The sequence below is a fragment of the Brevibacterium permense genome, assembly GCF_013280495.1.
Classification (GTDB): Bacteria; Actinomycetota; Actinomycetes; order Actinomycetales; family Brevibacteriaceae; genus Brevibacterium; species Brevibacterium permense.
On sequence record NZ_JABSSX010000004.1, the window covers coordinates 130,526 to 156,844 of the forward strand.

The window sequence follows — 26,319 nt, forward strand, 5'->3', positions numbered from 1 at the left end:
GCATCGTGCCTGAGACCCGACCGTCCGCCACGACCGGTTCCGCCCTCCCCGCCGATTGGCGTGACGCCTTTGCTCCTCTCGCCGAGGCGGCTCCGCACTCACACACGCCCGTGGCGCTTGGATTCGAGCTCGTCCAAGTCATCCCCCGCACATGGTTCGAAGCTCAGCACTCCGTCCTCCTCGACAAGGACGACGTCACCCCGGGCGCGAATCCGAGCCTCGCGATCCGCCCGCTCATGCTCAGCGAGTCCGGCAACTGGGTGAAGAAGACCCTGACCTGGCGCACCATCGACCGCATGACCCGGCAGTTCGACATCGACCCGGCCCACCAGGAATGGTTCACCCAGCTCGCGGGACTGCGCACCCGCGGGAAGACGGACTTCACGCCCGACGGTGCGCCGTACCACCTCGCCGATTTCCGCACTCCCCTGCTGTGGGACCACTTCACGCAGGGGAAGAAGCTCGGCATCGAATTCGTCGGCATCAATCCGGATATGACCATCCGCATCGGGCACACCGCCCGCGCCGCCATCGACATCCGCCGCTGCCAGAACCGCCTGCAGGTGCAGACGCGGGCAACGATCGACGAACGCGAATATGCCCCCGGACTGATCAAACCCATCTGGACGCACGGCTTCTTCGGCGTCGACGTCACCAGCGGTTTCACCGTCACCCTCGCCCCTGCGGAGACCCCGACGAAGGAATCCGCGCTGCCCGTGCTCCAGTCCCCCGGGCCGATCACGATCCCCGCGGCCGAGGCCGAAGAGTTCTTCGAGGAGTACTACCCGCAGCTGCGCTCCAGCGCCGAGGTCATCAGCAGCGACGCCACCGTCGCCTTCCCGCAGTATGGCCGCCCCCGCCTCGTTGTCTTCGCAGCCTTCGGCGCCGGCGACAAACTCTCCTTGCGCTGGTACTGGGAATACCAGGGACCCCGCCGCACCTTCCCCGTCATCGACCGATTGAAGCTCAGCGCCGCCTCGGCGAGGGAATATGCGGAGCAACGCGAACTCGACTTCGAAGATGCCGTCGTCGCCGAGGTCGACGAACTCCTCGCCGACACCCACGAAACCGGCTCCGCCCTGCCGACCATCAAAGACGTCGAACTCGACCACGCGGACACCGCGGATTTCGTCGTCAACGTCCTGCCCGGGCTCGAAGAGATCGGGCACGTCAAGGTCATCACGCGCGGGAAGAAGCAGCCGTACCGGGAGCTCGGCGGGGAGCCGAACGTGAAGATAACCTCGGTCGAGTCGGAGAAGAACGACTGGTTCGATCTCGGCTTCCAGATCAGCATCGACGGCCACCCGGTCCCCTTCGTCAAGCTGTACAAGGCGTTGGCGGCCGGGACGAAGAAGATCAAGCTCTCCGACGATTCCTTCCTGTCGCTGAACAAGCCCATCTTCGACAAGCTCAAGGCCCTCCTCGCCGAGGCGGACCTCATCCCCGAATGGGAGCCCGGAGCACCGAAGATCTCACGTATGCACGTGGGCCTGTGGTCGGATTTCGAGGACCTCGCCGACGAGTCCGAACCGGCCGTGACCTGGAGAGACTCAGTGCGCGCATTGGCCGACCTCGAATACCTGCCCGCGACAGAGGTCCCCGACCTGAACGGTGCGAAGCTGCGCCCGTATCAGGTGCAGGGATTCCGGTGGTTGGCACTGCTCTACCGGTGCCGCCTCGGCGGGATCCTCGCCGACGACATGGGCTTGGGCAAGACCCTGCAGACGCTCGCGCTCATCAAGCACGCGAAAGCGAGCGCTCCCTTCCTCGTCGTCGCTCCGACCTCGGTCGTCCCGAATTGGGTGAAGGAAGCGACCGCTTTCGCCCCTGACCTCGAAGTTCGTGTCGTGGCCGAATCGACGCGGGCGCGTGGGGTCGACCTCGCCGAGGTGGCTCGCGGTGCCGATGTCGTCGTCATGTCGTATGCGATGTTGAGGTTGGAGGAGACCCCGATCTCGCGGATGGAGTGGGCGGGGCTCATCCTCGACGAGGCGCAGTTCGTGAAGAACTCCACCGCACAGACGCACCTGGCGGCGAAGGAGGTGCGCGCACCGTTCCGGCTCGCGCTGACCGGGACTCCTTTGGAGAATTCGCTCAAGGACGTGTGGTCACTGTTTTCGATCACGGCACCGGGATTGTTTCCAAGCCCGCACCGGTTCGAGGAGGAATACGTCCGACCGATCGAGTCGGGTGAGAACCCGGGACGGATGCAGCGCCTGCAGCGGCGGATCCGGCCGTTCATGATGCGGCGGACGAAGGATCTCGTCGCCGCTGACCTGCCGGAGAAGCAGGAGCAGGTCATCTCTGTCGAACTCAGTCCCGCGCACCGGAGACTCTACGATCGGATTCTGCAGAAGGAGCGGAAGAAGATCCTCGGCTTCATCGACAGCGAATACGACAAGCAGCGGTTCATCGTCTTCCGGTCGCTGACGCTGCTGCGGATGCTCGCTCTCGATCCGTCCATCGTCGATGCCGAACATGCCGAGGTGCCGTCGTCGAAGTTGGCCGCGCTCCGGGAACGGCTCGACGATGTCATCGCCGAGGGCCACCGGTCGATCGTGTTCAGCCAGTTCACGTCGTTCCTGACCAATGTTGCCGCGGAGCTCGACGCGCGCGGGATTCCCTATGTCGTCCTCGACGGGTCGACGCGCAACCGCGGGACGGTCGTCGATGCGTTCCGGTCGGGTGAGGCGCCGGTGTTCCTCATCAGTCTCAAGGCCGGCGGGTTCGGGCTCAACCTCACCGAGGCGGACTACGTCTTCCTCATGGATCCATGGTGGAATCCCGCCTCGGAGAACCAGGCGATCGACCGGGCGCACAGGATCGGGCAGACGAAGAATGTCATGGTCTACCGCTATGTCGCCGAGGGCACGATCGAGGAGAAGGTGCTCGCCCTGCAGAAGCGCAAGGCCGAACTCTTCGACGATCTCATGTCCGATTCCGGCACCTACCAGGGGCGCGGCCCCGGCGGTCAGGCCTTCAGCCAGACCGTGACGGCCGCGGACATCAAGGGGCTGCTCGAGAGGTAGGAGCGAACTCCGCATCTAAGCTCACAGTTTCGCCGAGAATATTTACTTTAGGGGGTCTAAAGTAAATATTCGCGCCTCGCTGGCTCTTAGTCCATATAGTGATTCACGGTCCCCCGAATCGTCTCCGCATGAAGGTAGATCTCCTCCAACCCATTGATCGGATGGCGGGTTTCGACCTTGTCTGCGTCAAAGGTTCCCAAGTATTTCTGCTTCTTGCCATTGAAGTGAAGGCGAGCGATCGGCTTGCGATTATTGTCGTCCAGAAGCACGGCAAAGTACGATTTCGCATCACGCTGAGCCACTCTCTCGGGCTTCACCTCACTGCAGCTGATCGCCTTGACGATCTGGTAGCCCTCGAGTTCTTCCAACGTCGTCTCTATTTCCGTGTCCCGGTCGAGATCTGACTCAGCAACAGGTTCGCTGGTCACGGAATCAGCCGGCGCAGCCTCCGCCGGGGGTGCTGAATCCGATGCTCCCAACGCCGTCTTCAGCCGATCGTTGACTTTTTCATTGAGGAACTGCCTAGTTGCTTTCGCCACGAGCTGAGTGAACTGCGCCTTTGCATCTTGAGTGAATCTGCCCTCATAGACGCGACTGGTGAAAAGTCGTACGAACGCCTCGTCAGGATCTTTGAACTGAGATGCAATTTCGCGTTTGATCGCTCCAACATACTTCAGCTCTTCCGCTGCACTGATAACGGAATCGAGATCGAATACCTCTTTCGTCAGCTTTCTCAGCTCAGGAAGGAGAGTCTCGTCGACATCACTGAGGTCCAAAACCAAGAACGGCTTGTCATCCATCTTGTTCGGAGCATCCAGGTCAGTGTAGAAGTTGTACACCTCGCCATTGGTCAACACTGCAATTCGCGCGTTCGTGACCGAGAAGTATCGAAACAGCTGGGAGGCATGTTCGATCTTCAACGGCTCGGTCGATTTCTTGCACTCGATGAGAATTTGGACTTCCCCATCACGCATGATGGCGTAATCCACTTTCTCGTTCTTCTTCACTCCGACGTCTGCCGAGAACTCCGGCACCACCTCGAGCGGGTTGAAGATGTCATAACCCAAGATCGTCGAAATGAAAGGCATGATGAAAGCGTTCTTCGTCGCCTCTTCAGTCTGAATGGCCTCACGCTGATTCCCCACTTTGGAAGCCAGCGCCCACAGGCGTTCATCAAAATCCACGTTCTCTCCAAAACTCACGTCATTGATAGTTTCTCTGTTCGAACTGTATCGCGTCTCAGTCGAAAACTCGCCCTCAACAAGAAGTCTGACTTTCTACCGGCCCTACCTCGGAGACAAGACCGAAGAAGCAGTCTGCGACGCAACCGCCTCACTCATCTACATACCTTTCACCACTGTGCACCTTTCTGCGCAGCTTCTACACTGATGACCATGGGCGGGCCCACCACCGACGACGACCGTCGTATGCAGCTGATCCACCGCATCGAGTACCTGGAATCAGAACTGACTCGGGCGCGCAGCGAGCTTGCGGCGCTTTGCGAAACCGCAGTCTCCGATCCCACCTCGACGCGAAGCAACGCCATTGGGCAGAAAGCGCAGGGGCGTCCGACTAGGCAGGAGTCTCCAGAACCACACGATGCGCCAGCCCGCGTCGAGAACGCTCCCATCACACATATGTCACCACTGGATGCGAAGCTCGAGCTGTTCATGTCGCGCTTCTGTGGTCGCGCTGACGTGTATGCCCGGCGCTGGGAGAGCGCCAAGACAGGCAAACGCGGCTGGAGCCCAGCCACTCGATCGGGATTCTACGACCCCAAGAATGTCCGACCTGAGGATTATGAGCCGCTGACCAAGCAGCTCGTTGCGCGTCACCTTTCCGGAGTACGCAACGCGAAGCCTGATGACACTCGCAAACCCCTCCACATCGGCCTTTACCCCCTGCGGAAAGACGACACTTGCCGCCTGCTTGCCTGCGACTTCGACAACGATGACTGGCGTTCAGCTGCAGCCGCTTTCTCAGACGAATGCACCACGGCAGGGATCGATGCCCTAGCCGAGATCTCCAGCTCCGGCAGCGGAGCACACATCTGGCTGTTCTTCGAGTCGGCCGTGCCTGCGGCGATTGCGCGACGGGCCGGAATGTCTCTTTTGCGTCGCGCAATGGACAAAGACACTTCAATCACATTCTCCAGCTACGACCGGCTCTTCCCTTCTCAGGACAAATTGCCGGTCAATTCGCCGGGGCGCGGCTCATTCGGCAACCTTATTGCGTTGCCTCTGCAAGGTGACATGCGGGGCCAAGGCACGACGGTCTTCGCACATCCGCAGACCTGGGAACCATACAACGACCAGTTCGCCGCTCTGGATCGAACACGACTCATCTCTCCCGCAGAGGTCGAAAGGATCGCTGAAGACTCGTCTGCAGACCCACTCGGGCCCGATGACACCCCGCCAGCAGCCGAGGTCCACGCTGTAAATGCGAAGTGGCGAATGAAACCGCGGCGGGAGGACATCCGGGCCTTGCAGCCGAAGGTCGGAGGAGCAGAAATCACTCTCCGCCGGGACACTCAACTTCACGTCCCAATCGGGGACATGCCCAGTGTGCTTCTGTCAGATCTCAAACATCTGTCCTCGTTGGCCAACCCCGAGTTCTACCGCAAGCAAGCAATGCGAATGAGCACCTTCGGAGAGCCTCGAGTGGTTGTCCGTTTCGAAGAGACGGATGAAGAACTGAGAATGCCGCGAGGACTGTTCGACGATGTTCGTTCCCGTCTGGAAATGGCTGGCTACACCGTCCGGGAGAGATCATCTCGTCGCAAGCGGGACAGAATCGCAGCCTTGTTCACCGGCACCCTGCGGCCCGATCAGCAAACAGCCGTTGCAGAGATGCTCAGTCACGATATGGGTGTTCTGGTCGCGCCGCCGGGAACAGGCAAGACTGTCATGGCATGCGCACTGATCGCCGAACGTCGTGTAGGGACAGCGGTCATCGTACCGACTCGCGAGCTACTCCTCCAATGGGGTGAGAGGCTGCGCCAGTTCCTCTCACTCGACGATGGAGAGATCGGTCAGCTCGGTGGCGGCAAGCGCAAGACGACAGGCTTCGTCGACCTCATCATGATGCGCTCGATCTCACACAGCAACGCCGATCCCACTCTGCTCAACCGCTACGGACAGATCATCGTCGATGAATGCCATGGCGTGGCCGCACCGGCCGCGGAAGCTGCCCTCAACCAAGTGGATGCACCCAGATGGCTGGGGCTGACTGCAACCCCTTATAGAGCAGACCAGCTTAATGGGCTCATCACGATGCAGTGCGGGCCGGTTCGATACGACATGGCGAAGACTGAGACAGGCGAAGAATCACATGTGAAGCCAGAGGCTGACCAAGAGTCGGCAACCCCTAAGCGCACGTTCCACGTCCATCAGACTGATTTCACAACAGAAGAACCGGGTGCTGGCGGCCCCTCGATGCCCGATCTCTACGCCGAACTCGCGACTGACGAGGGCCGAAACTCTCAGATCATTCCGAAGATCGTTGCGGAAGCGAACGAAGGACGCCACGTCCTGGTTCTCACGAACAGGATCGACCATCTGCGCACGCTCGTTGAGGGGATACGCAATAAGGTTCCAAAGAAGCTTCCGGTCCTTCGGCTGCATGGGCAGTTGAAGCCAGGTGAACGCGCACGTCAACGCGAGAAACTCAGAGATACGGCCTGCTCGGGCGACAGCTTCGTCCTAGTGGCGATCGACAAAGTCGCCGGCGAAGGCTTCGATCTCCCTGTTCTTGACAGTCTCTTCTTGACGATGCCGATCTCGTTCAAAGGTCGAGTCGTCCAGAATCTCGGCCGAGTGACGCGCGGCGATCTCACCGTCGATGAGGTCACCGTTCACGACTTTCACGACGTTGAAGTTCCTGTCCTTGATCGCATGTTCCACAAGCGTCGCCGCGCCATCAAGTCCGAGGGATTCGGAATCTGACCTCACACAGATGCGTAGAATATTTACTTTAGGTACCTTAAGGTAAATATTCTACGACTCGTGTTGAGCGTAGTCCGAAGGAGGAGAGGCGGTCAGTGCAATGCCCTACACAGTCGAGCAGCACTGGACTCCGCCCAATCCAGCCGGGCTGAGCAGGAAAGATCGAGCATCCGGAGCCTACTCAGCCTTTGTCCCCGACGAACTCGACCTCGCGCTGCCCCGTCTGAGCGAGGCAACGACATCAATCGCAGAGGATGCCACAGTCGCTCTCGCCCGGCTGGACGAACGCGTACGTGCATCCGACAGCCTCTACCTCAACCATCTGCTCATCCGTTCCGAAAGCATCTCCTCGTCATGGATCGAGGGAAACAGACTCAGCCCGAAGAAGCTGGCAATCGCTGAGCATCTCAGGCACGGCGATCGTGTTGCGCTCGATGTCATCGCCAATGTCAGGGCCACGGAGAAGTCCGTCGATGAACTCTCAAACCCAGACAGGCCCGTCACGAAGTCCGACATCGAAGATCTGCAGCATTCGATCGAACCTCGGCTCGAAATTGGACTGAGGACGGAGCAGAACTGGGTCGGAGGCCCCGGAAACAGTCCACTGCGCGCAGACTTCATCCCTCCTCCACCGACCGAGGTACCTCGTCTGATCGCGAATCTCGCCGAATTCATTTCTCGCACCGACGGCAACCCCGTCATCCGAGCCGCGATCGCCCACGCCCAATTCGAGACGATTCATCCATTCATCGACGGCAACGGCCGCACTGGCCGAGCCCTTGTGCACACAGTCCTCAAGAGAGCGGGAGTGCTGCGCAGTGTGCTGGTCCCCATCAGCACCGTCTTCGCTGCGGACACCAAGGCCTACATCGGAGGGCTGACTGCGTTCCGCCGCGACCCCCCTGACCTCGATGGGTGGACAGCCTCTTTCGCCGAGGCGGTCGAGCAAGCCGCATCGTCCGCCGTCCTACTCGGCGAGGACATCGACGCATTGGACCAGACGATCCGGTCGGACCTCGTCGAGTATCGACGCTCGATCGGAAAAACGCCTGCCCAACCGCGTGCCGGCTCCGTCATCCTCAAAGTCCTCGAAAGGCTCGCCCAGGAACCGGTCGTGACCATCGATTCGGTATCTGCTGGGCATGGGGTGACTCGTGCGGCGGCTCATCGAGCACTCGTCGAACTCGCCGATGCTGGAATTCTGCGGAAGACCAAGAACCACAAGGGGAAGATCGTCTGCTATTCGGCCGATCAGCACCTCGCCTACGTGGAACTCGTCGAATCTCGCCAACGGCGGCGTTGACCCTTTCGCGGGGATGCCCGTCCGGCCCACTCCGTCAGGCCATGGAGAGGAAGAGCTTCTCGAGCTCGTCGGTGCGCACATCGTCCTCGTCGTCCTCGAGGCATTCCCGCAGCGCCGTCGAGATGATGAGGAAACCGGCCCGATCGAGGGCCTTCGACACCGCTGAGAGCTGATGGATGACGTCGCGGCAGTGACTTCCGTCCTCGACCGCGGTGATCACCGCACCGAGCTGCCCCTGTGCTCGACGCAGTCGGTTGAGGATCTTCTTCTGCGCAGCGGGGTCGGCCAGCATCCGCTCCCCCGGGTCTCCTTCTGCCCCTGTCGGTTCGGTCAGAGCTGTGTCGCGTTCGCTCATCGTCGTCCTTTCACATTCTCGATGTTGACATCAACTATACCCCTAAGGGTATATTGAATGCATACCCCCGAGGGTATATGAAACCAATGATGAACAGGCCCGCGATGGCCGAAGAAGGAGACAGCTATGTGTCGAGCAGCGACGTGCCGAGTCTGCGGAAAGACCACGTGGGCAGGATGCGGACAGCACATCCAGTCGGTGAAGAGCACGGTTCCGGCCGGCCAGTGGTGCAACGGCAAGCACACCCAGGCCGAAGATGATGCGGCCCGAGCGGCCAAGCCCGGCTTCTTCTCCCGCCTCTTCGGCCGCTGACCACACGGCCGACCAAACACCCCTCGACCACGGAAAGAAGACTCCCATGCTCCTCGAACGCATCTTCGACGCCGACCTCGCCCACGCCAGCTACGTCATCGCCTGCCAGGCCAGCGGGGAGGCGATCGTCGTCGATCCCCGCCGGGACATCGCGGTCTACCGCGAACTCGCCGACCGCCACGGACTGACGATCACCGCCGTCACCGAGACCCACATCCACGCCGACTACCTCTCCGGCACCCGCGAACTCGCCGCAGCCACCGGCGCGACGATGTACGTCTCCGACGAAGGCGGACCCGACTGGTCCTACGGGGCGGGCTTCGACGACGCGGTGCGCCTGCGCGACGGTGACGAGATCGCCCTCGGCAACATCACCCTGCGCGCCTCGCACACCCCCGGCCACACTCCCGAGCACCTGTCGTTCCTCGTCACCGACGGTGCCCAGGCCGACGCACCGGGGTTCATGCTCACCGGCGACTTCGTCTTCGTCGGGGACACCGGACGCCCGGACCTCCTCGACGAGGCGGCCGGCGGCTCCGACACCCGCTTCGCCGGTGCCCGCGACCTCTTCGCCAGCCTCCGCGACCGCCTGCTCACCCTCCCCGACTACGTGCAGATCCTGCCCGCCCACGGCGCGGGAAGCGCCTGCGGCAAAGCCCTGGGGGCCATTCCGACGACCACCGTCGGCTACGAGCGTGCCTTCGCCTGGTGGTCGCCGTTCCTCGAGAGCGGCGATGAGCAGGGCTTCGTCGACGAACTGCTGTCCGGGCAGCCCGACGCCCACGCCTACTTCGCCAGGATGAAGACCGAGAACAGGGAGGGCCCGTCACTCCTCGGCGAGCTCGCCGAGCTCGAGGAATTCGACGCCGGTCGCGTGCAGGAGAGGATCGAGGACGGCTCGGCGGCTTTCATCGACACCCGTCCGACCGCGGATGTCGATGTCGGGACCCCGGCCGGGGCCCTGCACATCCCGGGGCCTGGCAAAGCCGCGAGCTTCGGCGCCTGGGTCTTCGACCCGGCCGCGGAGTCGACGCCGATCATCGTCCTCGCCGACGACGCCGATCAGGCGGCAGAGTTCCGCAATCATCTCATCCGGGTCGGCATCGACACGGTCACCGGCTACGTGACCTCGCTTGCCGGAATGGATCTGCAACCGGCCGACCTGGTCGACCCGGCGGATCTCGCAGACGCAGCCGACATCCGCCTCGTCGATGTCCGCTCGAAGAACGAGCACGCCGGCGGCCACATCCCCGGTGCAACCCAGCTCAGCGGCGGCCGCGCCCTGTGGGAACTCGACCGCCTGCCGAGCGAAGGCCGGATCGTCACCTATTGCCAGAGCGGCACCCGCAGCAGCATCACCGCCAGCGCCCTGCGCCGTGCCGGATACCAGGTAGCCGAGCTCGCCGGCTCCTACGATGCCTGGCGGTCGCTCGAGTCCTGATCCGGAACAGGGAGCTGCGGGCTCTCCGCGGCCCGCTCACCCCTCCGGGTCGGGGATGATCGGAAGCTCGGTGGTCACCTCATCCCGGGGAACCGCCTCGGCGCTGGTGGCGGTGTTGTTCACGGAATCATCGGCGGACATGCCGGTCAGCCGTTCGGGGCGGAGGATCTCGCCGAGCTCGTCGCGCTCGAGCAGTCCGTGCTCGACGACGAGATCGGCGATGGGTTCGTTCTTCGCCAATGCTTCCTTCGCGAGCTTCGCCGCGGCGACATAGCCGATGACCGGGGCAAGCGCGGTGATGACGGTGACCGAGCGGTCGACGGTGTCCTCGATATGCGCCTCGTTGGCGGTGATGCCGTTAACGCAGTTGATGCGGAAGGTCTGGGCCGCGCGCTCTAACCACGTGATCGACTGGAACAGCGAGTGGGCGATGATCGGTTCGAAGGCGTTGAGCTGCAGCTGTCCGCCTTCGACGGCCATGGACACGGTGACGTCGGCGCCGGCCACGGAGTACGCGACCTGGGACACCGCCTCGGGGATGACGGGATTGACCTTGCCGGGCATGATCGACGATCCCGCCTGGCGGGCGGGCAGGTTGATCTCACCGATGCCGGCCTGCGGCCCCGAGGACAGCAGGCGCAGGTCGTTGGCGATCTTCGACATCTTCAGCGCGCTGCGCTTGAGCGCACCCGAGAAGGTGATGAAAACACCCGTATCGGAGGTCGATTCGACGAGGTCGCCGGCCGTTTTGAGGTCGAGTCCGGTGATCTGCCGCAGGTGCTTGATGACCGCTTCCTTGTACCCGACCGGGGCGTTGATCGAGGTGCCGATCGCGGTGGCGCCCATGTTCACTTCGCCGAGGAGGGCGACGGCTTCCTCGAGACGTTCGACGTCCTCGCGCAGGGTCGTGGCGAAGGCGTTGAACTCCTGACCGAGCGTCATCGGCACCGCATCCTGCAGCTGGGTGCGCCCGACCTTGACGATATGGGCGAACTCGCGGCCCTTCGCGGCAAAGGCATCGGCAAGGAGCGTGAGTTCGCCGAGGAGGTTCTGCAGTGAGAACGCCAGCGCGATCTTGATCGCGGTCGGGTAGGTGTCGTTCGTCGACTGGCTGTGGTTCGTGTGGTCGTTGGGGTGGATGAACGCGTAGTCACCCTTGGACCGGCCTGCGATCTCGAGGGCACGGTTGGTGATGACCTCATTGGCGTTCATGTTCGTCGAGGTGCCGGCCCCGCCCTGGACGACGCCGACGGCGAACTGGTCGTGGAGCTTGCCGGACTTGATCTCTTCGCAGGCGGCGTCGATGAGGTTGGCGCGCTGGTCGTCGAGCGCTCCGATCTCGGCGTTCGCCCGGGCTGCGGCCTGTTTGACGCAGGCGAAGGCGCGGACGAAGTCGGGGTAGACGGAGATGGGGCGACGGGCGATGGGGAAGTTCTCGTTCGCCCGGGCCGTGTGCACTCCCCAGTAGGCGGTGTCGGGGATCTCGAGGCTGCCGATCGAGTCGGTCTCGGTACGGGTGGGGAGGTTCTGGCCGGTTGGGATCTGGCTCGTCGTCGACGAGTTGAGGGGAAGAGAGGCGGTGTTGGGGTCTGCGGAGGCGTTGAACTCAGTCATAGTGGTTTCAGAGTCTCACATTTCGGCCGCCGACCGAAGGGGTGATCTGTGTGAGATCAGGAACCGAAGTAGTAGTCCGAATGCGCGGCACAGCGGGGGTTGAAGAGTGCGTGGCATTCGGGGCAGTTGTCGGCTGCTTTGTAGGCCGTGATCGTCAGTTCGGTCCAGCAGTTCCCGCACAGGATGGCGGGCTGATCGAACTTCTCCCCTGGCCATTGCTGCGCGGGATGATCGGCAGTCTCAGAGTGGCAAAGGTGGCAAGGATAGTAGCGGTCGCAACAGGCGAAGCGGATGGCGATGATGTCGAGTTCGGTGGCGTAGTGCACGCACCGGGTGTGCTCATCGACGGTCTTGCCGAAGACCTCAGGAGTTCGCGTCATCGCTCGTTCGTCCTTTCGTGCGGCTTTCGTCCGGGGATGGTCCCGGCCAGATCCAGCCTAACCGCAGAGAATCGCCGCCGGTCGGCTGCGGTTCACCGGTCGTTGTCGTCTTCGTCCGCGTAAAGTGGAAATCCCGAGCCGATGAGGATCCATGCCGCAGATTGACGACTACGTCCGCCCCTTCGCCGAGGTGGCGCTGAGCAATATCACCCGCGAATATCCGTACGCCTCCCATCATCTGGCTCGCAGTCTCGCCGACATCGTGCCGGCGGTGGAGAAGAATCCAGCATTCGCGAACTCATATGACTGGCATTCGAGCGTGCACATGCACTACCTGCTGGCATCGCTGCTGGAGACTGAGGTGGCCCAGGGTGCTGGTTGGCGCGAACGCGCGGTTGAAGTTATGTCTTCACACCTGAGTGAGGAGAATATGCACGCCGAGGCGGCTTTCCTCCGTGAGAATCCTTCGTGGGAGCGGCCGTATGGCTGGGCCTGGGCGGTCGAGCTCAATCGGGTCCTCAATGCCAGCAAGGTTTCGGAGTTGCGGGCACTCGGCGCGAACTCTCAAGTGCTCGCGGATATGGTCTTCGACCTTGTGTCCGCGTGGTTGCCGAAGGTGGCCGCGCCAGTTCGGCATGGAGTGCACTCGAATACGGCCTTCGGTCTGCGGCGGATCCTCATCGGCGCTCGGACGGCTGGCCGCGATGACGTCGTCGATATCATCGCGGGCGCGGCACGTCGATTCTTCGCCGAGGATGCCGCGTGGAACTTCGTTCAGGAGCGCAGCGGTCACGACTTCCTCTCCCCCGGCCTGTGCGAGGCCGATCTCATGGCTGAGATCCTCACCGAGGACGAGCTCGCGTCTTGGCTGCCGAGTTTCCTTTCGGGGCTGTCCCCGGAGTCACCGGCGCTCACGCCGGTCAAGGTCCTCGACCCGACCGACGGTCAGCAGAGCCACCTCTACGGCCTGGGGCTATCCGTCGCCGCATCGGTGATGCGATTGGCTCCGAAGTTAGAAGCGATCGCTGAGAAGACTGGCAATGACGAGCTCATGACCCAGGCCAAAGGCATGCTAACCCAAGTCGATTCGCTGATGGCGCCAGGACTCGAAGCTGCAGTGTCAGACGAGTACGTGTCGGCCCACTGGATTGCGACGTTTGCTTGGGAAGCATTGATTCAGCGAGTCGGCCACCAGCACTAGTAAAATCCAGGTGCCCCGGCAACCTCATCGCTAGAACAGCTTGTCTTTCTGATCCTCGTTGTATTCGAGCCGAATTGGTGTCTCTTCGTGGCTTAGATCAATTGACGGAGCTTTAGAGCTGCGGCTCTTTGCCTCTTCGATCGCCGGGCCTGTCGTCAAATAGTCATAGAGCGCTGCATCAATGGGGTACTCCAGGTTGAGGTCCATCGTCACAACGTCCAAACTCTTCCCGTTCTCCCCAGGCATCTTTGTTTGCACTGGGTCCGAGGACGTGGCCTGACCCAAGTAGTAAAAGTCCGTGCCTTCAGCGTCGTCCTTCTTAGCAAAGAGATACAGCGGGATCTCATTATTCACAATCGACCGGACTTCCTTGCTCTGCAATGTCCTCTTGCTGCGCGTGAACCAGCGGAGCGTGTTCTCGCTGACAAAAGAGTCTTCGTACGAAGTGCTCGCCGACACGTCGTCATCTTTGTGATAAGTCACGAAGATTGGACACGAATTGGAGTAGACGTCGACTTTGTACCCGTACATCGTCCCTTTTTGATCGCTTTGCCAATTGAGCAGTCGGCAAACGTCTTTGCGCGAGTACTTCTTCCCTGCCTCTAGACGTTCATCCCAGCGGTACCTGTGACGGGATAAGAAGAGCCCTGTCTCAATTGCATCATCCAAATGGGCTAAGAAGCTGGGCGAGTGTTCAAGCAGGTCCAGAAATTCTGAGGTTGGATTGATCCTGCCGTCTGTCCAATCAACGATCGGAATCCCGTATTTTTTCTGATCACCCTCAGTGAAGAATTCAAAGTTGAAAATTCTTTCAATAGAGTCAATTGTGGCCTGGTCTGAAGTCGCTCCCTTTTGATCAAAAAGCGAGCGAAGGTCACTCACAGTCACAGGAGTTCTTGCACTCACTAGTTGCTCGAGCACCAGAAGTTCATGGGGCCGTTTGCCGTTCAGAAACTCCTGACTGACCGTCGACAGGACCTGACTTTCTCTGTCCGTGGGCTGCTCGTCGACAACTTTGAATGCGTTGAGCAGTTTCCAATAGTTGCCACGCGCACTGGCGATTACTACTGGATCAACAACATCAAAGCGCGCATAGTCCATGAGCATCGGCGGCCTACCGAGTCGGGTATGCAGGTCTCTAAAGGACTGCTTGAGGTTCTTCAGGCTATCCAGGCGTGTGGTCTCGATCGACTTGAAGATTCGCTCCTTTGCGACCGCATCAAAGTTGATGCTTGAAAGTCCAGAAACCGCACCGACATCTTGCGCTTCAATCATCTTCTTCCGGAGAGAGTCCTTGTTCAGGCTGCTGTCTCCGAAGAGCGCAATCGGCACGAGGAAGTTGTTCGTGTAGTTACCGATGAAGTCGATAACGATGAGGTGGCTCTTGCCAGCTACCTTGCGCAGTCCGCGGCCGAGCTGCTGAGTAAAGATGATGCTCGACTGAGTTTGCCGAAGCATGACCACTTGGTTGACTGTCCGGATATCAATGCCTTCGTTAAACACATCGACGGAGATGATGTAGTCGAGCTCTCCGTTTTCAAGCTGGGCGACGACACGTTCACGGGTTTCTACCGAATCTTCACCAGTTAGAGCTCGCGTTCGAAGCCGTTTGCCATGTACTTCGTTCTGGTTAAGAAGCGTCGATAGCTCTCGAGCTTCATCTTTACGACTGCAGAACATGAGGCCCCTGACAGGGTCGCCTACGTGCCCATAACGCTCAATCACCTGGATCAGGTGAGCTACTCTCTCTGGCGCAACGAGATTCCGCAGCTGGCTTGTGTCACCGATAACTTCGCCGTCCTTCTCGAAGTCGGTGACGCCGTAATAGTGGAACGGGGCGAGCATGTCCTCCTCGAGCGCCTTCTGTAGTCGAATCTCATAGGGCACGTTGTAGTCGAACAGGCTATAGACATTGAAATCGTCTGACCGCTCGGGAGTAGCGGTGATTCCGAGCATGAAGTCCGGGGTGAAGTACTGAATGATGTTCTGGTGCAACCTCGCACCAGCCCTATGAACCTCATCGATGAGGATGTAGTCGAAGTGGTCGCGTGCGATTTGGTTCAGCTTTTCAGTTGATCCCAGTGACTGCACGGTTGCGAATACGAACCGTCGATCAAGTTCTCTACGCAACCTGACGAACTTCCCAACCTCGTGTTCCTCAAGATCGAGCACCTTGGTGAATTCCTCAATCGCGCGATCGAGAATTTGTTCTCGGTGCACGACGAAGAGCACTCGTTCCGGATTTGCGGCCTTCACGTCTAGCGCCGCGAGAATGGTCTTACCTGTGCCAGTCGCCGACACGACTAGAGCTTTATCCTCACCCGAGTCGCGTACTTTTTGAATTTCAACGAGAGCCTCTGCCTGCATCGCGTTGGCGACAATCTGAGTACGAGTCCCTGGCAGCTGAAGGTTCGACCCCGGAATTTCGCTACGTGCCGAAGGCGGGACGTACAACTCTTCGTATGCATTGATCCAGTCATCGCTCAGCAGCGTGGCGGACTCAAGCTGGATATCAATTGCAGCAGCAAGCTGCTGAACAATATCGCCGTCAGGAAGTGCTGAGAACCTCAGGTTCCACTCGTGGTTTCGCTTGAGCGCCCGAGAAGTCAGATTGGAGCTACCCACGATCGCTGTGGTCGTAGCTGCTTGTTCAAAGATGAAGCCTTTGGGATGGAAACCTCTTGTGTCATCTTCAAACACGTACACTTCGATGCCAAGGTCGTGGAGATTCTTCAGTTCCCTAAATGACTCAGGTGAATTGAAACCTAAGTAAGTCGAAGTGATGATTCGGCCCCGGCCCGGGAACTCAATCAGTGGTTGCTTCAATGAAGCGATTGCATCTGAACTGACAAATGCAACTGAAAAGGTGAAGCTCTTCGAACGTCTCAGTTCTTCAAGAATGGCTTTGTGCATCGTGTTGGCTTCAACATTTGAAACCAACATCGGGTTGAAGAGGCGGTCCGCGGGTGACGAACGATCAAGAAATCCGAACGCTGTGTCTCGCTGAACATGCTCTGGAACTGTTGCCACGCCTACTCCTCGGTCATTGAGAAATCTTGCACCACCTTTTCAACTGCAGGTATATCAGCTGGCGCCCACTCCACCGAATCGAGGTCGGTTGCTTCGATCCATCGAATTTCGGAATGTTCAGTTAGTTTCGGTTCGCCTTCGACTAGCTTTGAGTAGAAGGTAGTCAGGGTGACGAAGCCAAAATCGTACTCGTGCCGAGTCGAAGCGACTTCATCTCCAATCTCAGCCGTGCATAATAGCTCTTCTTGGAGCTCCCGGACGAGAGCCGCACGAGGAGTTTCACCGGCTTCGATCTTGCCACCGGGAAACTCCCACATGCCGGGCAGAGACATCGTTGCGCTTCTCTGCGCTGCCAAGACATTTGAACCGTCGACGATGATGGCACCCACGACGTTGATTTCTTTCTTCATGGCTCCCTGCTCCATAGATGGCTCCCACCCTGCCGACTCGCTAAGTGTTTCTAGGTGCACGTTGTGCAACATACGCCGAGCTCACTGACCCCCTGCATTTGCACTCAGTACCTACCCCACCGAACTATATGGCGGTGTCAGAGCCTCAGTGTTAGCTGTTCCCAAGGTTACAAGCATTTTTGTTTTGTCACTCATCTTCGTCGCGCTGATTGCCCTTGGCTACTTCGCGTTCAAACATTGGAAAAGCAAGTTTGCTCGTCTTCCCAAAGAGCATCAAAACGCAACTGCTCTTGCTCAGCAACGAGCCGCCGAAATTAATCAGCGGTTCAATCGTTCACAGGCCGACAGCAACAGTGCCCACGATGAGGAGCTAAGAAGGCTCGAAGCAAAATGGGGTGAGAAGGTTGCAGAAGGCAAACGCACGATAGAACTTGTCAGCCGCCAAAAGTCGCTGATCACAGACCAGCTGACCAACACGTTTCAAACCTCCGACCTTATGCCCCGGCCCTAACCTCGATCTTTCATGGGTCGGTGCTGGGCGGTGGTCAGGGCTTACCGTCGGCCTGACAGGGCTGATTGTGGCATGAGGGTATGACGTGGTGCCGATGGTCTCGGCTGGGACCTTTCCGTGCCTTCACCGTCTCCATTGCCCCCGGGGCGGTTGACAGTCCCTTGGTGCGGCGTCTCTGCCATGTAAAGACGCCCCACCTCGGAGAATTTTCGGCGAATGAATCTCACCTTAGCGGTGGTAAGGCTCTGCAGCAAAGGCGGTCAGGGCGCGAGAGCTTACTTGCCGAGCATTAGCCAAAAGCACCGAACCGCTATTGGCCCTCGCGGTTCCCCGCAGAAAGTCGTTGGTCCGTGTCAAGAAGGCTGTGAACGTAGTTTGCGACCGTTTCCTGGGGCAAGATAATCGGCACGTCGCCCCGGTCAATTTCCTCAGCAACTTGGTAGTCGATATCGAGGCCTTCTTGGAGGAAGGAGTCGAGGATTCTTGCTTTGTGCTCGCTCCGGTATCCCATGCAGTCCAGCACGACGCCTTCGGGTCGGCTAGAGCTGATGTCGGCCACCACATCGGCCAGATGGAACTCCTGGTACGGCGATGAAATGGTGAAACTCAGTTCGTCAACAGCTGTAGCCCATTTGGCCGTCAGAAACGGCTTCTGTTCAGCAGTCGGGGCTATCACGTGAAGTTGTGACGCGATCCCTAGCTCTCTCACGCGATCATGCAGGACCTCGTCCGGGAAGACGACAGGCACAGCAGCACTCAGCCCATCAAACGTGCCAGTGCACAGGACTACGATGAGATCGCATTCTGACTCGAGCTCGGTGATTCGTTGCTGAACCCCCCTGTACACGTGGCTCTTGAGCAGCTTCACCTCGACGCCATCACGCATTCGGCTGACGTAGATGGTCGCCGTTTCTTCCGAATGGCCCGGCCAATACTGGGCGCGCACCTGGTCGAAAGTTAGTCCATCCAGTACACCGGTTTCGACAATCTCTACATCGTACGGCTCGAAAATTTCACGAAAGCCGCCCGTAATGTCAGTACGCGGCGATTGGCCTATTGTGATCAGCCCCACCTGAAGCGGGTTAGTCTCTTTCTTCGAGTTGGCTCCCTCGTCTTCACATGGTTGTGCGTATCTCATTGCTCTGCCGACTGATAGAGGTGAGCCAGCGAGCCATACAAGTTGCGGAGCGTGTCGACCTCATCCTGATCGACGAATCTGGCATCGTGCTTGCCAAATGCCTTGGCGACTTCGATTGTGAAGCGTGAGGCTTCGGCGACGTCAATCTCGTGGCTGGCACCGGTCGCACTTCCAGGAACAGCCGATTCAGTCGTGATTGCCACTCCGACGACCGGCACCTTCGCAGCCGTCGCCGGCTGAACGATGCTGTTGACATGGTAGACGCCGTTCCCGTAAGGGGTGATGTCCTGGTTGGTGATTGGGAATGTTACGCACGGTTTTCCGGTAGAAACCTCCATGATGTCGACCAGATCGTCTGGCACGCGAAGCACGTACCCGTCCAAGATGGCCGGCGTGATGGCAAATCCGCTCACGTTGACGAGCCGGTTGCCCTTTGTAGTGTCGATCGACAGGATGGCATCCATCTCATCAGTAACTTCGTGCTGGTTCATGACATTGATGTCAACCGGTGAGTCCATGAACTCCACGGGCTTGTGTGGGCGCGTGGGGGCATCAGGACAAATGTGCGTGGCGATGATGACATCACCGTCCAAGACATCTCCAGCAGACGCCATGGCGGACAGCTTCAACGCAGTACTCACTGCCACAGCTGCCCCGTCCCCATCAGACGTGAACCCGACTCGCGTCGGGCGTGCACCGAGCCCGCCCAGGCGGCCGATAACCCCAAGCGTAGGCGCACTTCCGCCTCTGCTCTTGCCAGACTTGCCCTGGACAAGAATGCGTACGAAGTCGGTTGTGCCCTTGTCGCTCGTGACGGTCTCCACGGTGACCGCTGCAGGCCCGGAGGATTCCACAGCAGCCTTCACTACCGCTCCACTGACATGTGGTGTATCGAGTATTTCGAGTGTGTCGAGCACTTGTTTCAACATGGTTAGAAAGCAATTCCTCTCTGATTCTTCGAATATGCGTAGGTGGGCCAAAGAAGCCCGAGTTGTGCTATGAGGCGATAGGTTTCTTCACGATAGGTTCTATCCCACGTAGTAAGTCCAGATCGAACATGGATGAGCCCAGTATCAGCTGGTCGCGGTTCACTGTGATCACCGTTAGGTTTTGGCCAGCTTCCACGCCGGCGCTGACGATTGGAAGCCCGGTCTCCGTGTCAAGTGTCATGATCAAATCGGGGAAAGTTGCCAGTCTCTGCCCACTGATTTCCAGCGTCATGTATTCGTTCCAGAACGTGAGTTCGGCCGTTCCTATATGTATCTCCCCCACGTCGAATCCGCCCTCTTTCCGCAGGTCGACGGATCGAACGGTGTCCTGCACCTGCACTTTCCCACCCAGGAGGTCGACGACATTGCCGATCTTGTCGCGACCGGTGGAACCGTCCATGTGTGCACGGCCGACGTCGATCGCGCGGCTAATTGCACCGATTGCCGCATTCTCGCGTACTCGAGCGATGCTAACCGGATTGCGACAGACTCCGACCATGCCTCCTGCCAATACTGAGAGTTTCCGAACTGCCTTTGCGGTAGTATTCAAGCCTCCGCGTACGACTCCTGACAGGGATCGATCACCCGCACCACCGGCGAAAGCCTGCGTGGATTGATAATCAGTCTCTTTGTGAAGCCCAAGTGATCCCATGATCCCTGTCGGGTGCGCACGACCGTTGGCCGGCGCGTCGAGGATCGGCAGGTTCAGGGCAGAAGCCTGCAGCCAACCGTTGGTCGAGGTGGCCGGCCCATTCTCATTTGTCATCAATGCGGCAAGTTCGACTCCAGTCGAACTTTGTAGATCGCGCACGGTGCCGATGAGCTGATCCGTGCTCACGGAAGTGTCTTCGGCTGACGGGGCACCTACGAGTGCTACACATGCCGTTGTTGCCATCGGAGAGATTTCATCGAGCGTCACGAGTTCAGGGCCGGTTCCGTTGGCGAAGACCTCCTCGACTTGAGCAAGGCCGGTCTCGATATGGCCTCCTCCACCACCGCCGAGGACTCCACCGCCGTATACCGCTGCGACACCGTCTTTACGTGTCAGAGTCTTTCGCATGTTTGTTTTTACCTTGCCTTCCAAATTGAGCTGAAGAAGTTGAAGAGTGCATCACCGGCGATGAAGCCGGCAGCCAGCGTATAGGTGGCGGATTCGGCCTTCTGGCCCCAGATCTTGGCCACAATGATTCTCAGGATGATGCCGATAACGACTGCCCAGCCAGCGAGCGGATTCACGATCAGCAGACCGGTAGCGAACATGATGCCCACCTGCCGTTTAGGTCCTCCGATGAGTTGCACGATGGCTCCGGGGATCGCCCACAGGAACAGTTTGAGCCCAGCCGATCCGGTCACTCCGGTCTCGATCGTGGTCGCAAAGACTTTGTCCACGGGCGGGATCAGTCCTTGGGAGAACAGGGACTCGTGTGCGAGAGCCACGACGACGAAGGCCACGACGAAGCCGATGATGCCTGCTTTGAGCTGTTGGCGACGACCGTAGAGTTCCTGCGCGATTGGCACACCTCGTCGAATCAGCGCTCCGGTCTTGAAGTCGTAGCCCATGTCGGCGAACGCTGGTCCCGTGGCTGCCACGTAGCCTGCTAGAAGTGCGAGTGCGGCCGGTGGGAACCCGATGAGAAGGCCAATTACCAGCATGATGAGTGTGACCGCAAAAGCAGGGAACCACCCCGAGTGCATGGCTGCGATGCCAACGATGACCTCAGAGGAGAAGGTTGCTACAGCCGCGAACAAGATGAAGGTGACGATCTGCCATCCACTCATCTGTGTCAGTATTCCTCCTGCTGCAGCCAGAATCAGTGCGCCGGCCATGTAGAGAATCGAACCGACGACGAATGTTCGGCGCACACCCTTCTCAGTCCGGGTCGGCTCTCTTCGGCCAACCGTTTGCAACGAACGATAGCCGGAATTCTCGGAAATGGCCCCCACGGATTCTTCAGGCGAAGAAGTCTGGGCGACGTCTATGGTTTGATCGGATTTGCCGCTCTTGTCCTTCTTTCCGGCGAGGATGAAGATGAACTGACCAAGAGCGACCATGCCCGCTCCGATCATCATTCCGTGGGGAATGTATTCGGCTGTGATGTCGATGCCGAATAGAGGTTCCGAGTACCCGCCGGCGAGCAGACCGATGCCGAAGAATGATAGTGCCCAGATGTTACCGATGAACGCGACTCCGAAAGCTGACATCGAGACGCCGAAGTAGCTGCCTGCGATGCCTACCAGGATTCCGACGCCCAGTAGCCCGGCCTTCTTGCCGCCCGAGTCCCCGGCTTTGAGCGCCTCAGCTGTTGCCACTCCAACCGGCCAGGATTCGTTGGCCGAGAAAAGCCGGGAGTCGAAGACCTTATAGAAGATGAAGACGTCGATGGCCAGCGCGATACCGGATCCAATAAGCATCGGCCAGACAAGGTTGGGCATTCCGAGCGCGTAGGGAATGCCGATGGGAAGGAGCAGACTGTTAGCTGCGCCGAACGTTGCCGCCGACATGGTGGTTTGTACTAGGTTCTGCGTGTGTACGTCTCGGAACTGGCGGAACCACCCAAGTGGCACGCGTGCGATGATGATGGCGACGAGTACGCCGATTATAGACGTATTTGGTGTGATACCGAGCTGGGCGATGAGCTGCACGCCGATAATGGAGCCGAATACGGCGACGAGCGCTGATACGACGACGAAGATCGTGTTCGATGCCCAGCTCTTCTTCTGTTCTGCGGTTTCTGCAGTCATGGTGTTCCTTTTATCAGAGCGTAGCTCGTCGCCTGCGCCTCGATGAGGTCAATGATAGGAATGGAAACGTGGGTCCGTAGGTGCTTTTTCAGCCCGATCCCGGAGAATCCCGTGCATGCGAACAGGAGGACGTCTGCACCCTCGTCCGCCAAGTCGCTCGCGTGCTCGGTGAGATCTTCTAGAACTCCGACGTTGCTAAGACTGGTTGTCTGCTGAGCGCGGTCGCTGTGCCGGTAGCCGAGGAGCGAGTTACCAAGCACCGTTGCGATGCCTGCGGGAATCGCCTCGGTGATGCCGATGACTCCGATCCGACTCCCCGCCGCACGAGCGATGCTTGCCCCGCAATGGCCCGCTCCGAACACCGTTGTATCGAGCTGTTGGCGAAGCTGGTCAACTGCGGGATCGGCGGCACAGCTTACCGTCACCGCATCCACGTCGGCGCGAGCGGAGAGCCGCTCCGCCAGAGAGATGATCTTCGGGACAGCCTCTTGCTCCGAGTTCGCGTCGTGCACCCCGTTCGGCTGATCGGCGATCGACATCGACACCGTGCGAATTCCGGAGAATTCTTCCATCAACTGACCGTGCTTGCTGATATCCGATGTTGCCTCTAGGGAGACAACACGGATTACTCCTAGTGTCATAGCAGTTCCCTCCTGTCGCGGCTCCCCCGGAGAAGCTAGGCGTCATTGCCGCCTACCCGTTCAGGGGACTTTGCGTTGCTTCTTCCATGACGTTCGTGCAGTTGTATGACGTCGGTCACGGAGATTACGAATTGATGCTATGGGAGGCCGCGCTTGCGGCGATACGGCCACGAGGGGGAAATTGTCGCCTTCTCGTTTCCCACCTGAGAAATTACGGCCTCAAGCGTATTAGGCTATGTGTGGCCGGGTGTTCCTACGTTTCAGGGGATTCTGGCAGGAAGGCGAGGTATAAGACAATCTTCGCTGGGAAGCTTGGTAGATCGAGTCCCGTCAATCGTGCGATCCTGTGCAATCGGTAGGTGACGGTTCGACGATCGACTTCAAGCGCAATCGCGGTATTCGAGACGTTGCATTCGTGTCGGGCGAAAGAACGCGCGGTATCGAGCAATTCTGGCTCTGCGTCGGCCAGCGCCGATTTTATGAACTCGGCATAGCCGAGGAATCCGGCGCCGCCGCCTCTGACCAAAGCCAGGGCGCTCACTCCTCCGTCGTCGCGGGTAAGCACCTGTGGAGCCCTCGAGGCGTCCGAACTCAGATTGATCATCGCACGAGCTTCTTGCTCACCTCGCTCGATACCTGCTTGACCGTCGGGGATCATACTTAGGCCGATTTTCAAGTTCCAGTGCAACGCTGAAAGAGCATCGCGCAATTGCTTAGCTATTTCGGCGAGGCGTAATGATCCAACTGTCGTGAAATACATAATGAGATCGAGTCGCGCGGAGTCCGATTCGGATCGACAAGTCACCCCTGTTACAGGTCCATGCTCTTCGGTCAGCCTGTCCGCCAATGTCATTCCCGCCATCGTGGCCATACTCCGATAGTCGATAGTGCGAGCATTGGTATTGATACTCGAACATAGCGGCACGAAGGCGCAAGCGGTCAAAACGTCGGCAGCACCGGTGAGTGTTCGGGGATGGTCTCTGGCTGCCCGCCGGACATCGATCCTCGCATGTTGGTGATAGATCTCAGCACGATATTCGTTAATCGTCCCGAGAACCAGGATGAACAGTTTGTTCGCGACCGCAGTGACAAGCTCGCCGATTTCAGGATCGCCGACCGGCCAATGCTGCGAGGGCGCAGGACTGACAATATGGATGAAGCTAAAGACTTCGCTGTGATATGTCAGTGGGATTACCGTCCGACGGAATTGGAATGATTGATCTCCCGGAACCGGAATATAGGTCTCTGCAGATCGGGTCCAGATTCGAGTGGCCCGCTCATAATGCCTGATCGCAGGAAGTGACAACGGAGTGAAATCGGTTCGCCAGTCATCACCTACAGGGTCGGATTGCGCGAACAGCAGGCGACCTTCAGAGTCCTCGATGTATAACGAGCACGCCAGCATGCGCGCCAGATAATCCAGCGTCGGCTGCATATACCGATACTCAGGTTTCTTGAAGTCCTGTTCAATCTGTTCGACGATGCCGCCCATGAATCGATCCCAGTCTCACAATGTCAAAAAGCTCGCGGCCAAGCCATCGTGGAGGGCAGCGATGTCATTGACTGCACACATCTCCCGTGCCGAGTGCATCGACCACAGTGCTGGCCCGATATCGACCGTGGTGATTCCCAGCCGTGTAGCGGTGAGCGGCCCAATCGTGGTTCCGCAGGCGATAGAATTGTTCGAGACGAATTCTTGGTATTCCACACCTGCCGAAGCACACGCGGCTGCCCAGCGCGCTGTCCCCACCGAATCCGTTGAGTACCTTTGCTGCGCATTGATTTTGAGAAGTGGTCCTCCACCGAGAACTGGCCGATTGACAGGATCATGGTGATCAGCGAAGTTCGGGTGCACCGCGTGTCCTGCATCCGATGAAATGCAAGTTGATCCAGCTAGAGCACGCAGGTAAAGCTCCTTTGGATTCGTCATGTCAGGGGCCAACGCGCCGATGATCCGCTGCGTCACGTCCGCGAGGAAAGGCCCCGACGCTCCCGAACGAGTCTGTGAACCAACCTCTTCATGGTCAAACGCGACCATAAGAGCTATGCCCGACAGTTGGGAAGCCCCGACACCGGCCAATGCGGACGAGGCAGCATAGACAGACGCAAGGTTGTCCAATCGTGGCGAGGCCAAGAACTCCTTCCGAGCTCCAAATATCGCCGGTGCTTGCGCCGGATATGTGAAGACGTCGTACCCGGCAATGTCGTCGGCATCGACGCCTGCTGATTCGGCCAGTAATTCCATTGCACCTGACTTTCCAACTGTCGGCGATGCCCCTGAGGCCAAGCCGATGACAGGTTGCAGATTCTTCTGCTTGTCCAGCACTAATTTGTCATTGACAGAACGATCCAAGTGCACGGCCAGTTGTGGGATTCGAGCAATAGGTTCAGTCTGCACCAGCGATGTGGAGCCATCCTTCAAAGTTAATTGACCAGCCAAAGTCAACTCTCGATCCAACCAAGAGTTCAGAAGTGGGCCACCATATATTTCGACTCCAACCTGTTCCGCTCCTTCCGCGTTGAAATCCGGATTCGGCTTGAGCTTGAACCCGGGCGAATCGTTGTGTGCGCCAACGATCGTGAAGTAAGTGTAGATTGAGCGGGTGCCGGGCTTGTTTTTCAAGCTCTCCGGGACCACCCACGCCGCTACGGCACCGTCACGGACCACGATATATTTTCCGCCAGGCTCTATCGACCATGATTCGCGTTCACTGAGAATAGTGAATCCAGAAGCTTCAAGATCCCGCGCGACCTTTTGCGCAGCGTGATAGGACGAGGGAGAAGCGAGCACGAATTCGCTCAAATCGTTTGCATGTTTGAACTGCTGAGGTGAAGAGGCCGGAGACATAGATTCATACATGTTTCGCATTATTCCACGTCAGAGATTTACGAATGCCAGATGCCTGATTATGTGTGGGACTGATGCGGGGATCGGTGACAATCGAGGTGGGCGATTTGCTACGGCGAGGCCCTTGCCGAATAAGGCACCGTCGCGTCTGTCGAACCGAAGGGCGACTCATACGATAACGCCCTCGCCGAGCGCTGAACTCTCTCTATAAAGTTGAGCTGATCCGGAACTAGGATCCATAAAAGGGTACTGCCGAAGTCGAGATCGCCACGGCGAAGTGGGTGCAGTGGTTCAACACGTACCGGCCTCACGGAGCACTCGGTGAGGCGACTCCAACCGCGTTCCGACCCGAGTATTTCAACAAGCTGCCACAGGTTGCCTAGCTCATGTGTGAGTTGATGAATTCCAAGTAGAAAACTCTCCATCAAACC

20 protein-coding genes and 1 pseudogene are annotated in these 26,319 nt (G+C 59.0%); 8 read left to right on the forward strand and 13 right to left on the reverse strand.

All coding sequences use genetic code 11. The annotated features are described in order from the left end of the window. Positions 1-5: 5 nt before the first annotated feature. Positions 6-3,029 carry an SNF2-related protein gene (locus tag HK353_RS07650; protein WP_173154776.1) on the forward strand — a complete coding sequence of 1,008 codons (3,024 nt, stop codon included), beginning with the start codon at positions 6-8 and terminating at the stop codon, positions 3,027-3,029. 86 nt (positions 3,030-3,115) lie between these two features. Here HK353_RS07650 and HK353_RS07655 read toward each other — a convergent pair whose 3' ends face one another. Then, positions 3,116-4,213 (reverse strand): type I restriction endonuclease, encoded by a 1,098-nt coding sequence (locus tag HK353_RS07655; RefSeq protein ID WP_173154779.1) that lies wholly within the window; start codon positions 4,211-4,213, stop codon positions 3,116-3,118. Between the two features lie 210 nt (positions 4,214-4,423). On the opposite strand from HK353_RS07655, the gene HK353_RS07660 reads away from it, so the two are divergent. Continuing rightward, a complete protein-coding gene (locus HK353_RS07660) occupies positions 4,424-6,973 on the forward strand; it encodes a DEAD/DEAH box helicase (RefSeq protein WP_173154782.1) in 2,550 nt (849 codons plus the stop codon). Positions 6,974-7,073: 100 nt separating this feature from the next. Next, positions 7,074-8,276 (forward strand): Fic family protein, encoded by a 1,203-nt coding sequence (locus HK353_RS07665; RefSeq protein ID WP_173154785.1) that lies wholly within the window; start codon positions 7,074-7,076, stop codon positions 8,274-8,276. Positions 8,277-8,310: 34 nt separating this feature from the next. Here HK353_RS07665 and HK353_RS07670 read toward each other — a convergent pair whose 3' ends face one another. Continuing rightward, entirely contained in the window at positions 8,311-8,568 is a 258-nt protein-coding gene (locus tag HK353_RS07670) for a metal-sensitive transcriptional regulator (protein ID WP_051505072.1), read from the reverse strand. A 189-nt stretch (positions 8,569-8,757) separates the two neighbouring features. On the opposite strand from HK353_RS07670, the gene HK353_RS07675 reads away from it, so the two are divergent. Together HK353_RS07675 and HK353_RS07680 are read left to right on the forward strand one after the other, a co-directional pair. Continuing rightward, positions 8,758-8,943 carry a hypothetical protein gene (locus HK353_RS07675; protein WP_173154788.1) on the forward strand — a complete coding sequence of 62 codons (186 nt, stop codon included), beginning with the start codon at positions 8,758-8,760 and terminating at the stop codon, positions 8,941-8,943. A gap of 46 nt (positions 8,944-8,989) precedes the next feature. Next, entirely contained in the window at positions 8,990-10,384 is a 1,395-nt protein-coding gene (locus HK353_RS07680) for an MBL fold metallo-hydrolase (protein WP_173154791.1), read from the forward strand. A 36-nt stretch (positions 10,385-10,420) separates the two neighbouring features. Here HK353_RS07680 and HK353_RS07685 read toward each other — a convergent pair whose 3' ends face one another. After that, complete coding sequence (locus HK353_RS07685; RefSeq protein WP_173154794.1) at positions 10,421-11,998, reverse strand: aspartate ammonia-lyase; 1,578 nt, start codon at positions 11,996-11,998, stop codon at positions 10,421-10,423. 56 nt (positions 11,999-12,054) lie between these two features. After that, positions 12,055-12,378, reverse strand: coding sequence for a CHY zinc finger protein (locus tag HK353_RS07690; RefSeq protein ID WP_173154797.1), 324 nt, complete (start codon positions 12,376-12,378; stop codon positions 12,055-12,057). A 151-nt stretch (positions 12,379-12,529) separates the two neighbouring features. Here HK353_RS07690 and HK353_RS07695 point away from each other — a divergent pair, with 151 nt between their 5' ends. Further along, complete coding sequence (locus HK353_RS07695; protein ID WP_173154800.1) at positions 12,530-13,579, forward strand: DUF2891 family protein; 1,050 nt, start codon at positions 12,530-12,532, stop codon at positions 13,577-13,579. Between the two features lie 30 nt (positions 13,580-13,609). Here HK353_RS07695 and HK353_RS07700 read toward each other — a convergent pair whose 3' ends face one another. Then, complete coding sequence (locus HK353_RS07700; protein WP_342589851.1) at positions 13,610-16,609, reverse strand: DEAD/DEAH box helicase; 3,000 nt, start codon at positions 16,607-16,609, stop codon at positions 13,610-13,612. A gap of 2 nt (positions 16,610-16,611) precedes the next feature. Beyond that, the gene (locus HK353_RS07705) at positions 16,612-17,019 is read right to left on the reverse strand and encodes a (deoxy)nucleoside triphosphate pyrophosphohydrolase (protein ID WP_173154803.1); all 408 of its coding nucleotides are present in this window, start codon (positions 17,017-17,019) and stop codon (positions 16,612-16,614) included. Between the two features lie 184 nt (positions 17,020-17,203). Here HK353_RS07705 and HK353_RS07710 point away from each other — a divergent pair, with 184 nt between their 5' ends. Next, the gene (locus HK353_RS07710; RefSeq protein ID WP_173154805.1) at positions 17,204-17,530 is read left to right on the forward strand and encodes a hypothetical protein; all 327 of its coding nucleotides are present in this window, start codon (positions 17,204-17,206) and stop codon (positions 17,528-17,530) included. A gap of 310 nt (positions 17,531-17,840) precedes the next feature. Here the strand turns inward: HK353_RS07710 and HK353_RS07715 are convergent, their stop codons facing one another. From HK353_RS07715 to HK353_RS07745, 7 genes are all read right to left on the reverse strand, one after another. After that, positions 17,841-18,668 (reverse strand): AroM family protein, encoded by an 828-nt coding sequence (locus HK353_RS07715; protein WP_173154807.1) that lies wholly within the window; start codon positions 18,666-18,668, stop codon positions 17,841-17,843. Then, the gene (locus HK353_RS07720; protein ID WP_173154810.1) at positions 18,665-19,597 is read right to left on the reverse strand and encodes a DUF1177 domain-containing protein; all 933 of its coding nucleotides are present in this window, start codon (positions 19,595-19,597) and stop codon (positions 18,665-18,667) included. Before HK353_RS07720 ends, HK353_RS07715 begins: the two co-directional genes overlap by 4 nt. A 67-nt stretch (positions 19,598-19,664) precedes the next feature. Continuing rightward, a complete protein-coding gene (locus HK353_RS07725) occupies positions 19,665-20,741 on the reverse strand; it encodes an S-methyl thiohydantoin desulfurase domain-containing protein (RefSeq protein ID WP_217278345.1) in 1,077 nt (358 codons plus the stop codon). Continuing rightward, positions 20,726-22,399 carry an OPT/YSL family transporter gene (locus HK353_RS07730; RefSeq protein ID WP_173154813.1) on the reverse strand — a complete coding sequence of 558 codons (1,674 nt, stop codon included), beginning with the start codon at positions 22,397-22,399 and terminating at the stop codon, positions 20,726-20,728. Before HK353_RS07730 ends, HK353_RS07725 begins: the two co-directional genes overlap by 16 nt. Then, entirely contained in the window at positions 22,396-22,971 is a 576-nt protein-coding gene (locus tag HK353_RS07735) for an aspartate/glutamate racemase family protein (RefSeq protein ID WP_173154816.1), read from the reverse strand. Before HK353_RS07735 ends, HK353_RS07730 begins: the two co-directional genes overlap by 4 nt. A 322-nt stretch (positions 22,972-23,293) precedes the next feature. Further along, positions 23,294-24,532, reverse strand: a complete 1,239-nt coding sequence (locus HK353_RS07740) for a PucR family transcriptional regulator (protein WP_173154819.1) — start codon at positions 24,530-24,532, stop codon at positions 23,294-23,296. Positions 24,533-24,547: 15 nt separating this feature from the next. Beyond that, positions 24,548-25,900 (reverse strand): M18 family aminopeptidase, encoded by a 1,353-nt coding sequence (locus tag HK353_RS07745; protein WP_173154822.1) that lies wholly within the window; start codon positions 25,898-25,900, stop codon positions 24,548-24,550. Between the two features lie 248 nt (positions 25,901-26,148). On the opposite strand from HK353_RS07745, the pseudogene HK353_RS17585 reads away from it, so the two are divergent. Then, a pseudogene (locus HK353_RS17585) lies at positions 26,149-26,271 on the forward strand (integrase core domain-containing protein); the annotation flags it as partial. Positions 26,272-26,319: the final 48 nt, after the last annotated feature.